This window comes from Arthrobacter sp. UYCo732 (assembly GCF_040547265.1).
Classification (GTDB): Bacteria; Actinomycetota; Actinomycetes; order Actinomycetales; family Micrococcaceae; genus Arthrobacter.
Map to the genome: position 1 here is coordinate 24,900 of NZ_JBEPPJ010000015.1, position 14,621 is coordinate 39,520.

Consider the following 14,621-nt stretch of genomic DNA (forward strand, 5'->3'; position numbering starts at 1 on the left):
CCGGGGTGGGCGGGAATCGAGGTTGCCGCCTGCTTACTGTCCCCGCTCGAAGCGGAAGGGTTCGCGATCGATTTGCCGGGCCGGGACACCTACCCAGGTTTCGCCGTCGGGCACGTTGCTGAGGACCGCGGCTCCCATACCAACCGTTGCGTACTCTCCCACCGATGTCCCCTCCCGGACACTGGAATTCATCCCCAGAAAGGCTGCGCGGCCAATCCGGACGCCGCCCCCCAATGACACTCCCGTATCGAGGGTCGCGAAGTCCGCCACGTCGTCGTCGTGCGTGAACGTTACGGACGGCATCGCCACCACGTGAGAACCGAGGGTGACCGACGCAGTCAGCGTCACATTGCGCAGTAGGATACTGCCCCGACCGATCCTGCACCCCTCCGGGTGTTCCACTGACGGATCGATCGCGGTGGCGTACCGTGCCTCGTTCAGTCCCATGCCAGCGAGCCGCTGCACGACACCTTCGCGCGACCTGCCCGAGCTGAGACAGACAAGGACTAAAGCATGCAAGTAGTCGGGTGCGTCGTCGATGGTTCCAAGGACCGGCGCTCCGTCCACGGTGACCCCGGCCAATTCCTTGTCATCGTCGAGCAGCCCCACAACGTCGTATTGGCCGCTGCTTCGCACCATCGCCATGACTTCGCGCGCCAGGCCGCTTGCAGCAATCAGGATCAGCTCACTCAACAGCCCACGCCTGTCCGAGCGGTTTGGATGGTGTTAATTACACGGTTGATGCTGACCGCATCCAGCTCGTGGAAGACGGGCAGGGTCAGCGTGCTGTCAGCAAGCCGTTCGGTGTGCTGCAGCCGTGCCCTGGCGGTTTCGCGCCAGCGGTATGCCGGTTGCCGATGGGCGGCCATGAGGCCGCGGGTTGCCGAGATGCCCGCGTCGGCAAGCCGGCAGAGCAGCCCGTCGCGGCTGATGGTGAAACCGGGCAACACCTCAACCCAGAAGGACTGGAAGTTGGTGGTTCCGTACAGCGGGTCCGCCACCAGCCGCAGGCCCTCTATCCCGGTCAGCCCGGCCGCATACATTCCGGCAATCTCGCGGCGCCGGGCAACCACCTGCGCGAGCCGGCGCAGCTGGACGATCCCCACCGCGGCCTGAAGGTCTGTCATCCGGTAGCTGAAGCCGATCTCGAGAAACACCTCCGGCGGTGCCGGTATGGAGCCCTGCCGGTCAGCCTCGGCAAGGCTTGAAGAATGTTCCCGGAGCGTTCGGGCCCGGGCAGCCCAGTCCTGCCGGTGTGTAGTGAGCATCCCACCTTCGCCGGTGGTTATGATTTTGCCAGCGTGGAATGACCAGACGGTCAAATCCGCTCCGGTGCCGACGGGCCGGCCCTTATAGAGGGATCCAACAGCGCAGGCGGCATTCTCGATCACGGTGATCTCGTGCCGGCCGCAAAGCTCCCGGATGGGGTCAAGATCAAGGGGGACACCGCCGTGGTCAACCACAATGACCGCGCGTGCATCCAAGGTCAGCGCCGCGCGGATTGTCTCGGCGGTAACGTTCCCCGTGGATGGGTCAACGTCGCAGAATACGGGACGCGCCCCCACATATGTCACTGCGTTCGCGATGGCGATGTAGGACAGCGACGGCACCACTACGTCGTCTCCGTGGCCGATACCGGCCACGACCAGAGCAAGGTGCAGTGCCGCGGTGCCACTGGAAGTTGCGACGGCGTGGGGAGCCTCGTGCGCTGCGCTGAAGTCCGCCTCGAACTCCTTGACTTTGGGCCCTTGCGCCACCCAGCCGGAAGCGACCACCTCAGCAAGGGCCTGGGCTTCTTCAGCACCGAGCCAAGGTTGCATGACGTTGATCCGGGCAATAACGGTTTCCGGATTCATCGGGTGCTCCACTTTCCTGGTCGCGGCGTTCGCACATTCTGCAAAGTTAGTCTGGAACAGGAGGTTATTCGTGCGAAACGTCGGAGCTATGTGGCTGGCTGAAAGGAACATTGCGGAAACTGCGGGTAGCTGCAAACTGGGCGCATGCCTAGATGACAGGCAGAACGTACGGTTCCCGCCGGGCGGCTGCTTTCCCGGCGGCCAAGGCCGTCAGCTGCGCCCGCGATTCCACTCCAAGCTTGCGGTAGATGGCTGTAAGGCGCACCTCCACGGTCCGGATGGAGACGAACAGTGTGGCGGCGATTTCCTTGTTGCGCATGCCGCGGGCCACCATCTGCGCGAGGGCGCGTTCGTGGTCGACGAGCATCAGCAAGGCCGGGTTTCCAGGCGTGCGCGCCGGTTCCACCCGCTCGTCAAGCAGCAGGGAATCAACATGCTGCGTCCAGGCAGCGGCGCCGGCCTCGTCAAACATCACCTTTGCGCGCAGCAGGCCGTCCCTGGATTCCCGCAGCCGGCCCAGGGCGCCCAGCCGCTCTGCGAAGCAAAGCAAAGTCCTGGCCCGCTCCAGCAGCGAATCGTGGCCGCTCCTGCTCTCAAGTGCGTGGTTGAACAGTTGAACCGACTGCTCCCCGTCGGCCAGCATGGCCCGGCTGCGGGCCACAGCCATGAGCAGCCAAGGCGACCTCAAGCCGACGGCCCGGCTCTCCAGCCGGTAAAGGGCAGCGGTGGCTTCGCGGTGCCGGCCCAGCCGGATCAGGACTTCCACAAGATCCGCTTCGCAGCGCAGCAGCGTGGGATTACTGAATCTCATGCCGATCTCCGCGGCGCGTGAGAGTTGGGCGGAGGACTCGGCCAGGTTTCCCCGCATCAGCGCGAAGTGGCCTTGGCAGGCCGCCAGCTGGGCCGTGATTGCCGGATGGCTGTCCGCTCCGGCGAAATGCTGGGCATCGGCAAAATACAGTTGCGCCAGCGCCTCGTCGCCCAGCGAATGTGCCCGCCACACCCGGAAAATGTGCCGCATCCCCCGGTGGTATTTGGTTTCGGGCTCGGTGAGTTCGAGGTCTTCGATGAGCCGGACGGCCTTCCCGACATTCCCCGCGCGGATCTCGTTGTCCACGGCGAAGTATTCTGCGGTTTCCCGCCAGTTGATGCTGCTGGCCTCAACGGAGCTCCGCACCATCGCGAAGGCCTCCTGGGCAAGTTCATGGTGCTCGCCGTAGGTCAGGGCGCGGCCCTGCACCAACAGGCCGGCCACGGTGCCACTGCCGGCGTCGTGTTTGCGGCCCTGTTGCGCCGGGGTCCCCTTGATGGCCTCGATCAGGAGCTTGGCGCGGTCAGCCACCGCGAGGCATTCCTTGGAGGCGGCGTCCCGGAACTCTTCGGCGTGGCGGAGCAAGCTGACGGCGTCGTCCACCTCCCACCGCTCGGCGTAAAAGAGTGAACCGACGCCCAACAGCGTGGCGGCATATGCGGGGTCGTGCTGCCCGAACTCCTTGACCAGGCGCAGCACCATGTTGGACCGCACCGTGGCACCCTGGATGAACTGGATCTCGAAGGCCAGTCCGGTCAGCCGCATAATCAGGGCCGGGTTGCGCGTCACCCTGCGGGCCCAGTCCAGGTAACGCTTCGCGTAGACAAGTTCACCGCGGTTGAACAGCAGCTCAGCCAGGGTTGTGAGCCGCGCCGCCGTTTCTGCTTCCCATGGGTTGATGGTCAGGGCGCGCTCGATGTACTCCACGGCGAAGGACACGTCCCCGCTGCGGATCAGGTCAACAGCAAACCGAAGGAGGCCGAACGGGGTCTGGCGTTCCAGCGAGCTGAAGCTCAGATGCCACCGGCGCGCGTACTGGTCGGTCTCACCGGCTGCTTCCGCGAGCGAGCGGTGGTTGGCTGTGCGGACCGACGGTGTCATGGCGGCGAAAACATATCCACGCAGGAGCTGGTCCTGGATCCGCAGGTGGGGACCGGAGCGGCTGACTATGCCGTTGGCCAGGAGCTCATCCACACCTGTCCACAGTTCGCTGTAGACGTTCTCCAGCGTGGCAATGTCGCTTCGGCAGGAAAGCGACATCAAATCAAGGGCTTGCCGGGCAGCTGGAGTGAGGGCGCCCACCGTCGCGGCGAACTCGGATTCAAAGCTTCCTTTGCAGGGCAGTGGAATGGGCAGCGCGTATTTGCCCTCGGCATGGCGTTCCAGCAGGCACGTGTATAGCTCGACGGCGGCGAGCGGGTTCCCTTGGGTTGCGGCGGCGACCGCATGGACCGCCGTCGGCGCAGTCTGCCGCGCCGGGATCGATTCCAGCATCCGGACGGTGTCGTTGTAGTTCAGGGCCATCAGATGCAGTGCTGGGAGGCTGCCGAAGGGGCTGTCCGGCACCTCATTCCGGACGCCGGCGAAGAGAACTATGTCCGTTCCGGACAGGCGGCGCGCGAGGAACCCGATGACGGCCTGGCTGCTGGGATCAAGCTGGTCTGCATCGTCCACCACAACGACGGTCCGTGAGGACGACCGCTGATGAAGCCTGTTGAGCAGCATTGTGGCGACTGCGGAGACATCCGTGGCGCCGGCTGAGTTCTGCAGCAGCTCCTCGGCAAACCGGCCAAGGACCGGGTCATCGATCCCGTTCAGCAGCGCTGTCAGGCCTGAGAGTGGCCAGTCCGACTCCGATGCGCTTGCCCGCAGAAAGACGGTCTGGTGATCGGAAAGCCGCGGGATCGCAGCCAACAGCGCGGACTTGCCCATTCCCCGCCCACCCACAACCGTGAGGGCAGATTCCTTCGGACCCCGGATCACCGCGAGGATCCGGTCCAACTCCTTGCTCCGGCCAATTAACGACATAAAGCCCCCATCCATCGAAGAATGAGACCTATTACCTGCTTTGAACTACACCCACGTCGAGGCCGTCCAGCCAACTGCCTGACTGCGGGCCAACTTCACGGTTCCCAGCCGATGGATCACAATCTAACCTCCAAGGATTGGGCCGCACCACAGTATTAGTTGACGCAAAGAACTAGGTACACCACCTAGGGTGTGCGGCTGGTACTCACCTTAGCGGCGTGGGCCCGGACCACCGGCTTTAGGCGGCGAGGCCTACCACCAGGTTGATGGTGGTGGCCAGAATCCCGACGCCGAAGACATACGACAGCAGACTGTGCCGCAAAGCTGCAGACCTCATCTCCCTGGTGGTGATGGAAGTGTCCGAGACCTGGTATGTCATGCCCATGCTGAACGCCATGTATGCGAAATCCGCGTACTGCGGCGGTTCGTCCTGGTTGAAGTTGATCCCGCGGGGCGGCCCAGCGGTGTAATACACCTCCGCGTAGCGCAACGTGAACAGCGTATGCACCAGCAGCCACGAAAAGACGGCCCCCAGCAGGGCAAGCAGGGCGAGCAGGAACTTGTCCAGGCCCTGCGCGTCCTTGGCTCCGAACATCACCAGGACAAACGCCGCAAGCGAGCCCACCGCGGCGCAGAGGATGAGAAAATCGGCGGTGGCACGTCGCGGATCTTCTTCCCGGGCGTGTCGTGCTGTCTGTTCGGCGTTCATGGGGCTGATGACTATCCACACGAAGAGGCTGTAGACACCCGCCGCCACCGCCCAGCCCACGGCCGGAGCGTAGATCCATTCGCCCCACAGGCCGGTGGCCAATCCGGCTACGACGCCCGCGACGACCATTGCCAGGAATCGCCACAAGGCGCGCTTGGCCCGTGGCGACGTGGGTGGGTGGCTGGATGAGGTGCCGGTCATAAGGAGATCATGCCACGCCGGCCTCGGTCACGAGGTGCGTTCTTTACCTCCGGTTGCCGTGCCGAAAGGCGCATAGTTGCGGGTTCCCTCGTTGATGTCCTTGTTGATGTCCTTGTTCAGCAATGTGATGCGCCGGACGGCCCTGACGCTTGGGTTTAAGGCTAGCCACATCGGGCCTTTGGTGCTGAGTTATCCACAGAAACCCCGACAGCCGGTTTGTGGCCACGGGTTTTCCACATAGCCGCGCTCCGGCTTCCGCCTTGCCACCACGGCGCCTAGCCTTGAGTCAAGCGCGAATCGCCTATCCGGTCCAAATGCACTAAGATATTGAAGTCTGTGCTGCGCCCTGCCTCCGTTCCGTTGGCCGGGCATGCATGGCATCGCAAATGAACCTCCTGTTACGGAAATGCCGTAACCGCTTAGCCCAAAGGAGGTGGGTTCACATATGCGTCCTTACGAATTGATGGTAATCATCGACCCCGAGGTCGAAGAGCGTACCGTTGAGCCGTCGCTTCAGAAGTTCCTGAACGTCATCACCAACGATGGTGGAACCATCGAAAAGGTTGACATCTGGGGCCGTCGTCGACTGGCTTACGAAATCAAGAAGAAGTCTGAAGGTATCTACGCCGTGGTGAACTTCACCGCCAAGCCGGAGACCGCCAAGGAACTTGACCGCCAGCTGTCTCTTAACGAGACCATCATGCGCACCAAGATCACCCGCCCCGAAGAGCAGAAGGTCGTTGCTGAATAATTTCAGCTCCGATTTTCATTCTTCACCCCGCAGGATCGAATTCTTCACCCAGGATCGAACAAGGAGGCAGTAGATGGCAGGCGAGACCACCATTACGGTCATCGGTAATCTCACCAATGACCCGGAATTGCGGTTCACACCGTCAGGTTCGGCAGTAGCGAACTTCACCATCGCTTCCACCCCACGCACCTTTGACCGCCAGTCCAATGAGTGGAAGGACGGGGAAACCCTGTTCCTCCGCGCAGCGGTGTGGCGTGAAGCAGCCGAGAACGTCGCCGAATCCCTCACCAAGGGCATGCGCGTGATCGTTTCCGGCCGTTTGAAGAGCCGTTCCTACGAAACAAAAGAAGGCGAAAAGCGCACCGTTATCGAGCTCGAAGTCGATGAAATCGGCCCGAGCCTGCGCTACGCCAATGCCAAGGTCAACCGCACCCAGCGCTCCGGCGGCCAGGGTGGTCAGGGCGGCTTCGGCGGCGGCAACAGCGGCGGTGGCTTCGGCGGCGGCAACTCTGGTGGAAACCAGGGCGGCAACTCCGGTGGCGGCTCCGGTGGCGGCAACCAGCAGGCTGCACAGGAGGATCCCTGGGCAACGCCCGGTGTCTCCAACGCAGGCGGCTGGGGCAACGGCCCCGATTCCGAACCTCCCTTCTAACCACCAAAAATTCAGGTCCTACGCCGGGACCGCCCGGTTGCCGCAAGGCACCAGGCGACTGCCGCCGTCGGACCACCACCATCCCGTGGATCAATATCCACGGGCTCCATAGAATAGGAGCTCCACGATGGCTAAGGCTGAACTCCGTAAGCCCAAACCAAAGTCCAACCCCTTGAAGGCCGCTGACATCACTGTCATCGACTACAAGGACGTAGCATTGCTGCGCAAGTTCATCTCCGACCGCGGAAAGATCCGCGCCCGTCGCGTCACTGGCGTCACGGTGCAGGAACAGCGCAAGATCGCCCAGGCAATCAAGAACGCCCGCGAAGTTGCTCTGCTGCCTTACTCCGGCGCTGGCCGCGGCTAAGGAAGGGATTAACTAACATGGCAAAGCTCATTCTGACCCACGAAGTAACCGGTCTCGGTGCTGCTGGCGACGTTGTGGAGGTCAAGGACGGTTACGCACGTAACTACCTGCTGCCCCGCAACTTCGCCCTGACCTGGTCGAAGGGTGGCGAGAAGCAGGTTGAGTCCATCAAGACTGCCCGTGCCGCCCGCGAGCACGCTTCCTTGGAAGATGCTCAGAAGCAGGCCGCTGCTCTCTCCGCCAAGCCGGTCAAGCTCGTTGTCAAGGCTGGCGAGACCGGACGCCTGTTCGGCACCGTCAAGCAGGCCGACGTAGCCGACGCTGTTGAGGCCGCTGGCCTTGGCAAAATCGACAAGCGCAAGGTTGAACTGCCGGCACACATCAAGTCGGTCGGTTCCTACCAGGCCAACGTCCGCCTCCACGCTGACGTTGCTGCTGTGATCGAACTCGACGTAGTCGCAGGTAAGTAGTCTTTACTGCTTGAAGACCCCCGTTGCCGGAATCCGGCGGCGGGGGTTTTCTTATGCCTCCCTTATGCAACGCGGGTCAGATGAGGCCCATTTTTAGCCGGCAAAGTGGCGCTAACTGACCCCGCGTTGCTACGTCAGGAGGCCAGGAACTCGTCCACTGACGCGCCGGTTGCGTGGGTTTGTTTTCAGCCATGCCGGAAGTCTGGCGGTGCCCGGGCCGTTTGTCAGCCGCACCGCCACGGGTGATAGCCTGCCGCGGTGAGCCTGAATCCTGCCCCCGCCCGCCGCCGTCGTCCGTTCACCCAGGTGGACGTGTTCACGGCCGAACCATACCGGGGCAATCCCGTCGCAGTAGTTGTTGACGCCGAAGACCTCGGCACAGAGCAGATGCAGCAGTTTGCCAACTGGACCAATCTCCCAGAGACCACCTTCCTTCTGCCGCCCACGCATCCTGAGGCCGACTACCGCGTCCGGATTTTCACTGCCCACGAGGAGTTCCCTTTCGCAGGCCATCCCACGCTGGGTTCGGCCCATGCATGGCTGGAAGCCGGCGGCGTCCCCAAGCAAGACGGCGTGCTGGTCCAGGAATGTGGGGCCGGACTGGTCTGTGTGAAGCGCGACGGCGGGCGGCTGGCGTTCGCGGCGCCGCCCCTGACGCGCACCGGACCGGTGGCTGAAGCGGACATGGCGCGGATCGCCCAAGGTCTTCGCCTGCCCCGCCATGAACTTCTGGATGCCTCTTGGCTGGTGAACGGGCCCCAATGGATCGGCGTGCTCCTGGAATCCGCCGGGCAGGTGCTCGGCATCAGGCCCGACTTTGGTGCCCTGGACGACCTGAACGTGGGCGTGATCGGGCCGCACACCGGGGACACTGGATCTGACTATGAAGTGCGGACATTCATCCCGGGCGATGCCGCTGCCGAGGACCCGGTTACGGGCAGCTTCAATGCCGGCGCGGCTCAATGGCTGATCGGCAGTGGCCGGGCGCCGTCGTCGTATACGGCCGCGCAGGGTACCGTGCTGGGCCGGGCGGGCCGCGTCCACGTGCACGCTGCCACCGGCGACGTCTGGGTGGGCGGCAACTCCACCACGTGTATCAGCGGAACAGTGCTGCTGTAATCCCGCTGGAATAAACACCGCGCATCGCCGGTTACCTCAGTACATGCAAACACATGCATTGTGTAACTGTTCCGAATCTGAGGAGTCCATGGTGGAAACCCGCCGCATCACTGTACTGTCCGCCGGCCTGGGCGTGCCGTCGTCGAGCCGGCTGCTCGCCGACCAGCTCGCTGCTGCCGCAGAGCACCACTTGGCGGACGCTGGCTACGAGGTGACCGTGGACGTCGTCGAACTCAGGGATCTCGCGGTGGACATCGCGAACAACTTCGTCACGGGCTACGCGGCTCCGCGTCTGGCAGAGGTCATCGCCGGCGTCGGGGCTTCCGAGGGCATCATCGCTGTCAGCCCGGTGTTCAGCGCGTCCTACAGCGGCCTCTTCAAATCCTTCATCGACGTCCTGGACCCCAAGTCCCTGGAAGGCAAAGCTGTCCTGCTGGGCGCCACCGGCGGCACGGACCGCCACCAGATGGTCCTCGAATATGCCATGCGTCCGCTGTTCAGCTACTTGCGTACCCGGATGGCCGCCACGGCCGTTTTCGCCGGCCCCCAGGATTGGGGACACACCGACGACGGCGGATCACCGCTTTCGGACCGCGTGGAGCGGGCAGCATCGGAGTTTGCCGGGCTCCTGAAAGGCGCGCAGCCCGGCTTGAAGCCCGCAGCGGCGGAGTCCTTGCCTTTTGAGCAGCTCCTGGCGGGCATCTCCGGCGGACGGTAGGACCTACCTGCCGCCTCCGGTTCAGGCTGCCGAACTAATTGCTGCCGCCGGTCGATTCAATTGACCTGATCATGAGTGAGCGCAGCGGAGTGGAGATCGATTACCGCCCACAGTGCCGTGGCGTCTGGTTGGACCGCGGAGAGCTGGACAAGATCATCGACCGCGCCAATGCCACCATGGGCGCCAGCGCTCCGGCGGCGCCCCGCGCCGCGAGCAGCCGCGGTCCGACGAGGCGCCGTACGACCAGCGGCGCTAGGATGACCACAAATACGGCAAGCAGGAACATGACCGCGACTACGACCGCAGGCAGCCCAAGACGAAGGAAGGGTGGCTAAGCTACCTGTTCGACTTCTAATCGTCCAGGAGGGCGATGAACTCGCGGGCCTGCTTGAGGGAAATATCAGAGTGTTTCGTCAGTGCCGTGGCGGCGCCCTCAGCGTCTCCACTGCGCGCCAGCGTGCGGATCCGTCCGTAGATCTCATCGTTGAGCATGTTGCTGCTGACCTCACGCGTCACGTCGCCTTTGCTGGCAATGGCACGGTAGCGGTACGGGAACCGCTGGGGCGTGTCATCGTCGTCGGGTTCCACGTCCTCAGCCTTGGCATCGGGGCGCCGGTAGGGCTGCGGGTGGGCGGCCAGCGCCCCCACAGCGTCCCGGGAGGCCCTCAGGCCGTCCCCCGTGGACTCGTAGTAGAGCTTGATGGCCGCCATCGCCTGCCCCTGGGCAATCAGCGCGTACAGCCTGCGGTGCTGGGCTTCGCTGAGCTTGGCGGCGGCTATGCGCGCCAGCTCGGTTGCGTCCGGCGCCGGGGCGGTTCCGGCCTGGCTGGCGGGAGCCCGCCGTTTGCCAAGCGCGCGGGCTGCCAGGGCTACGCCGGCGGCCACGACCGCAAGGATGATGACGGGGATCACGAGCGATTCCATTTCTAAAGCCGATCTATGTACTTCTTGGCGGTGGCCAGGTCTGTGTGGGTTGCTTGGCGCAGGAGTTTAATGGCCTGGATCTTATGCCCGTCGCGCGCCATCATCTGCAGCTGCATGGCCAGCTGTGGATCCAGCTGCCCGCCAGGGAGAGCCAGTTGGCCATAGGGACCGGCCCCCGGCCCGGACTGGGCATTCCGTGCCGCGCGGGCGTGGTCTTCCTGCTGGGACTGCTGCTGCTCATTCTGGCTTGGCCGGGTATTGGCTTCGAGGCGGGCACGCACTGCCGTTGCCACCCGTACCTGCTCGGCATAGTGCTCTGCCGAGCGCCTGGCGAGGTCCTGCTGGTACTTTTCCGCGTCCGAGGTCCCGGAATCGCGCGGCCGGAGAGCTGTTGCGAGCGTCCATAGAACTGCCACCAGTATTCCGGCAGGCAATAACACCATCAGTATGTCGCCCATGCTTAGAGCTTATGTCAGATGGCTGTTATCCACAGCACATTCTTCCCATTGCATACATCCGTTCGGCCCTACCGTCAAAACATCTCCGCCACCTGGGGGGTTCATCACCAACACCGCCTGAATGGGCGCCGCGGTGCCCCCAAAGCCGCCCGCGTTTCAACAGAGCCGTGCTGCAAGCTGTGGATGAAGGTTCCCGAAAAGAATATTTAGTCCACATGCTCTGAGAACGTTTCCGCAGGTCAGATGCCCGGTTGGCGCAAAAGTTTTTTTGTATCCACAGGTTCATGCACAGGCTGTGCACAAGCTGTGCCATGTAGTGCACAGGTTATCCACAGGCCCCGACGATGGCTGGCTTGGAGGCTGAGGCAGGGGCGGCTACCGTTGCGGGATACCTGTTTTTGGGGAGCGAGGGAACCCCGCTGCCTTGAGGTGGGACCAGCAACGGGCCAGGTCCCGCCCATGGTGCGGTACCTTCTGTGGATAACCTGTGGATTGTGGGGATAACTCCTGCGCCCGCCGCGCTGATTCTCTGTAGGCAGGGACGGTCGTCGATGTCAGTGGGCACTGGTAGACCTGAATGTACGCCGCTTTGTGGAAGTTCCGCAGGACGGTCCCCACAGGATAAATGGCTTACCCGCCGCATCAGCGGCACAACGGAGGACGGCAGCTTTGTCAGTAACGCACCTGGACTCGATCGAGGGCACCCGCGGTTCGGAAGCCAGCCGAAAACCTCCCCAGGACATTCCGGCGGAGCAGTCCGTCCTCGGTGGCATGATGCTGTCCAAGGATGCCATTGCCGATGTTGTGGAGATCCTCCGGGGCCAGGACTTCTACCGGCCCGCGCACGAGACCATCTACGAGGCCATCATCGACCTCTACGGCCGCGGCGAGCCCGCGGACGCCGTCACGGTCTCGGACGAACTGACCAAGCGTGCAGAGATCAATAGGATCGGCGGCCCCGCCTACCTGCACGAACTGATCCAGACTGTCCCCACCGCAGCCAACGCGGGTTACTACGCCGAGATCGTCGCAGAGCGCGCCGTCCTGCGCCGCCTGGTTAACGCCGGTACCAAGATCGTCCAGCTGGGCTACGGCTCCGACGGCGAAGTGGAGGACCTGGTCAACCAGGCGCAGGCCGAGGTCTACGCCGTGGCTGAGCGACGCACCGCCGAGGACTATGTGGTCCTCAAAGACGTCATGGAAGCCACGGTGGACGAGATCGAAGCGTCCGGCCACCGCGGCGAAGGCATGACAGGCGTGCCCACGGGCTTCTATGAGCTCGATGAGCTCACCCACGGCCTCCACCCGGGCCAGATGATTGTCATCGCAGCCCGCCCCGCCGTCGGTAAGTCCACGTTCGCCCTGGACTTCGCCCGGTCAGCAGCGATCAAGAACAACCTGGCCACCGTGATGTTCTCGCTCGAAATGGGCCGGAACGAAATCGCCATGCGCCTCCTCTCCGCCGAAGCAACCATTGGGCTCCAGGATCTGCGCAAGGGCACCATCAAGGACGAACAATGGTCCAAAATCGCCACCACCATGGGCCGGATGAACGACGCCCCGCTTTTCATCGACGACAGCCCCAATATGTCGCTGATGGAAATCAGGGCCAAATGCCGCCGCCTCAAGCAGCAGCACGATCTCAAGCTCGTGATTCTGGACTACCTGCAGCTCATGAGCTCCGGCAAAAAGGTGGAGTCCCGCCAGCAGGAAGTCTCCGAATTCTCGCGTGCGCTCAAGCTTCTGGCCAAGGAGCTCCAGGTCCCGGTCATCGCACTCTCGCAGCTGAACCGTGGCTCCGAGCAGCGCCAGGACAAGCGGCCCATGGTCTCTGACCTCCGCGAATCCGGCTCCATCGAGCAGGACGCGGACATGGTGATCCTGTTGCACCGCGAAGACGTCTATGACAAGGAGTCACCGCGTGCCGGTGAGGCGGACATCTTGATCGCCAAGCACCGCAACGGTCCCACGAAGGACATCGTGGTGGCCTTCCAGGGCCACTACTCGCGCTTCGCCAACATGGCGGCCGACGCCGGAGGCGGCGGCTTCTAGGGACCGGCCCCTGCAGTAGCCCGCCGGCTTAGCCCGGTGACAGCAGGTGGTTGGGCAGCCGGTTCCCCGGGGCGGTCCCGCGTATCTCAAGCAGTTCGCGGGCGTGTGCATGCAGGCGCTTGTCCTCCCCCGAGACTGGTACCCAGGCCCGGACGGGCACTGAGTTGCCGTCGGCGTCGCGCGCCACCATCACGGTGAGGCAATAGGTGGTGAGATTCAACTCTCCGCCCTTGGGGTCTCCCGAGCGGACGTGTACGGCGATGTGCATACCTTTGGTCCCGGTGTAGACCAGCCGTGCTTCGACTTCCACCACATGGCCGATCAGTAGCGGTCGGTAGAAGCGGACGCCGCCGGAGAACACGGCCACGGTGTCCCTCCCGCAGTATCGTGAAGCGCAGACGTAGGCTGCTTCATCGATCCACTTCATCACGATGCCGCCATGGACTTTCCCCCCCCAATTCACATCAGTGGGTGCCGCCATAAACCGCAGCGTTACGCGTTCGGCCGTTCCGGCGTCGGTATATTCCTGGGCATTCATGGCTTCAACGATCTGTTCTCGGATTTTGACCCGAGCCAGGGCGTGATCGCGCTCCTCGATCTCGGGAGGGGTCACCGGGTCGAACTGCTTGACTGGGATGGGCTTGCCGTCGTCGCCCACCGCCACAAAGATCACCATGCACTGGCTTCGCATGGTAGCCGGGCCACCCTTGGGGTCGCCGGAAGAGACCACCGTCCGGATGTGCATGGAGGAACGGCCGGTGTACACGATGGTGGCTTCCACCTCCACCATGTCGCCGCTGTTCACGGGGTCCGCGAAGTGGATGTTCCCCACGTAGGCCGTGACGCAGTAGGACTTGGCCCAGCCCACCGCGGCGGCATAGGCGGCCTTATCCACCCACTCAAGCACGGTCCCGGCGTCCACTGAGCCGCTGTGGCCCACATCCGTGGGTGCTGCCAGGAATCGAAGGGTGACGGAATTGGCCGCGGTCTCAATCATGCTGCCCACCTTAGGGGTTCCCCCTGCTCCGCCCCACTTGTGACGCCCCCGCCGGACGTTCTCCCACTTACGGGCCTTAAAAAATAAAACGCTCTCTCACTTTCAATCGAAAGTGAGAGAGCGTTGCGTTCAGACGCGCACTAAGTGAAAGAGCGTCCGGGGGGAGGGGTGCTTAGGCGAGGACTGCCAGTTTGTTGTTCATGCGGCCGAACACTGCGCGGTCCACGGAGATGCGGCCGGCGCCGGTCAGGGCGAAGGCCAAGGCAGCGGCGCCAAGGAGCAGCACCAGTTCGTAGCCGCCCTTGTCGGCGAAGACGCTGCAGGAACGCCCATCTGGGCAAACGCGGCCTGGGTGCCGGCGATGGTCCACTCGTTGAACTTCTGCCAACCGTGGGCAGCAAAGAGGAATCCGAGGGCGACGCGCAGGATGGTCAGGGCAGTGGTGGTGAGGCGTGACTGGTTCATGGTCCGAGTGTCCGGGATAATTGGTTGAAGTATCAACTAATGA

General features: G+C 63.5%; 15 protein-coding genes and 1 pseudogene. 8 read left to right on the top strand and 8 right to left on the bottom strand.

Going from position 1 to position 14,621, the window contains the following annotated elements; translation table 11 throughout:
* Positions 1 to 33: 33 nt before the first annotated feature.
* From ABIB45_RS16460 to ABIB45_RS16475, 4 genes are all read right to left on the bottom strand, one after another.
* Positions 34 to 693, bottom strand: coding sequence for an acetyltransferase (locus ABIB45_RS16460; RefSeq protein WP_354216925.1), 660 nt, complete (start codon positions 691 to 693; stop codon positions 34 to 36).
* The gene (locus ABIB45_RS16465) at positions 690 to 1,856 is read right to left on the bottom strand and encodes a DegT/DnrJ/EryC1/StrS family aminotransferase (protein WP_354216926.1); all 1,167 of its coding nucleotides are present in this window, start codon (positions 1,854 to 1,856) and stop codon (positions 690 to 692) included. The genes ABIB45_RS16460 and ABIB45_RS16465 overlap by 4 nt, the downstream gene beginning before the upstream one ends.
* A gap of 148 nt (positions 1,857 to 2,004) precedes the next feature.
* Positions 2,005 to 4,695: an AAA family ATPase gene (locus tag ABIB45_RS16470; RefSeq protein ID WP_354216927.1), complete on the bottom strand. Its 2,691-nt coding sequence runs from the start codon at positions 4,693 to 4,695 to the stop codon at positions 2,005 to 2,007.
* Positions 4,696 to 4,933: 238 nt separating this feature from the next.
* Positions 4,934 to 5,605, bottom strand: coding sequence for a DUF1345 domain-containing protein (locus ABIB45_RS16475; RefSeq protein WP_354216928.1), 672 nt, complete (start codon positions 5,603 to 5,605; stop codon positions 4,934 to 4,936).
* A 445-nt stretch (positions 5,606 to 6,050) separates the two neighbouring features.
* On the opposite strand from ABIB45_RS16475, the gene rpsF reads away from it, so the two are divergent.
* The 7 genes from rpsF (at position 6,051) to ABIB45_RS16510 (ending at position 10,017) form a co-directional block, all read left to right on the top strand.
* Positions 6,051 to 6,356: a 30S ribosomal protein S6 gene (gene rpsF / locus ABIB45_RS16480; RefSeq protein ID WP_013602900.1), complete on the top strand. Its 306-nt coding sequence runs from the start codon at positions 6,051 to 6,053 to the stop codon at positions 6,354 to 6,356.
* A gap of 73 nt (positions 6,357 to 6,429) precedes the next feature.
* The gene (locus ABIB45_RS16485) at positions 6,430 to 7,008 is read left to right on the top strand and encodes a single-stranded DNA-binding protein (protein ID WP_354216929.1); all 579 of its coding nucleotides are present in this window, start codon (positions 6,430 to 6,432) and stop codon (positions 7,006 to 7,008) included.
* A gap of 127 nt (positions 7,009 to 7,135) precedes the next feature.
* Positions 7,136 to 7,375: a 30S ribosomal protein S18 gene (gene rpsR / locus ABIB45_RS16490; protein ID WP_003800144.1), complete on the top strand. Its 240-nt coding sequence runs from the start codon at positions 7,136 to 7,138 to the stop codon at positions 7,373 to 7,375.
* Between the two features lie 17 nt (positions 7,376 to 7,392).
* Positions 7,393 to 7,845, top strand: coding sequence for a 50S ribosomal protein L9 (gene rplI, locus ABIB45_RS16495; protein WP_354216930.1), 453 nt, complete (start codon positions 7,393 to 7,395; stop codon positions 7,843 to 7,845).
* A 264-nt stretch (positions 7,846 to 8,109) separates the two neighbouring features.
* Positions 8,110 to 8,964, top strand: a complete 855-nt coding sequence (locus ABIB45_RS16500) for a PhzF family phenazine biosynthesis protein (protein ID WP_354216989.1) — start codon at positions 8,110 to 8,112, stop codon at positions 8,962 to 8,964.
* A gap of 91 nt (positions 8,965 to 9,055) precedes the next feature.
* Positions 9,056 to 9,682: a CE1759 family FMN reductase gene (locus ABIB45_RS16505; protein WP_354216990.1), complete on the top strand. Its 627-nt coding sequence runs from the start codon at positions 9,056 to 9,058 to the stop codon at positions 9,680 to 9,682.
* Positions 9,683 to 9,753: 71 nt separating this feature from the next.
* The gene (locus tag ABIB45_RS16510) at positions 9,754 to 10,017 is read left to right on the top strand and encodes a TFIIB-type zinc ribbon-containing protein (RefSeq protein WP_354253843.1); all 264 of its coding nucleotides are present in this window, start codon (positions 9,754 to 9,756) and stop codon (positions 10,015 to 10,017) included.
* A gap of 16 nt (positions 10,018 to 10,033) precedes the next feature.
* Here the strand turns inward: ABIB45_RS16510 and ABIB45_RS16515 are convergent, their stop codons facing one another.
* Together ABIB45_RS16515 and ABIB45_RS16520 are read right to left on the bottom strand one after the other, a co-directional pair.
* Positions 10,034 to 10,606, bottom strand: a complete 573-nt coding sequence (locus ABIB45_RS16515; protein ID WP_354216931.1) for a hypothetical protein — start codon at positions 10,604 to 10,606, stop codon at positions 10,034 to 10,036.
* Between the two features lie 2 nt (positions 10,607 to 10,608).
* On the bottom strand, positions 10,609 to 11,064 hold the full coding sequence (locus tag ABIB45_RS16520; RefSeq protein WP_354216932.1) for a hypothetical protein: 456 nt from the start codon (positions 11,062 to 11,064) through the stop codon (positions 10,609 to 10,611).
* A gap of 669 nt (positions 11,065 to 11,733) precedes the next feature.
* On the opposite strand from ABIB45_RS16520, the gene dnaB reads away from it, so the two are divergent.
* Positions 11,734 to 13,116 carry a replicative DNA helicase gene (dnaB, locus tag ABIB45_RS16525; protein WP_354216933.1) on the top strand — a complete coding sequence of 461 codons (1,383 nt, stop codon included), beginning with the start codon at positions 11,734 to 11,736 and terminating at the stop codon, positions 13,114 to 13,116.
* A gap of 28 nt (positions 13,117 to 13,144) precedes the next feature.
* Here dnaB and ABIB45_RS16530 read toward each other — a convergent pair whose 3' ends face one another.
* Together ABIB45_RS16530 and ABIB45_RS16535 are read right to left on the bottom strand one after the other, a co-directional pair.
* Entirely contained in the window at positions 13,145 to 14,113 is a 969-nt protein-coding gene (locus ABIB45_RS16530; RefSeq protein WP_354216934.1) for an acyl-CoA thioesterase, read from the bottom strand.
* A 172-nt stretch (positions 14,114 to 14,285) separates the two neighbouring features.
* A pseudogene (locus tag ABIB45_RS16535) lies at positions 14,286 to 14,578 on the bottom strand (DoxX family protein).
* Between the last annotated feature and the right edge of the window lie 43 nt (positions 14,579 to 14,621).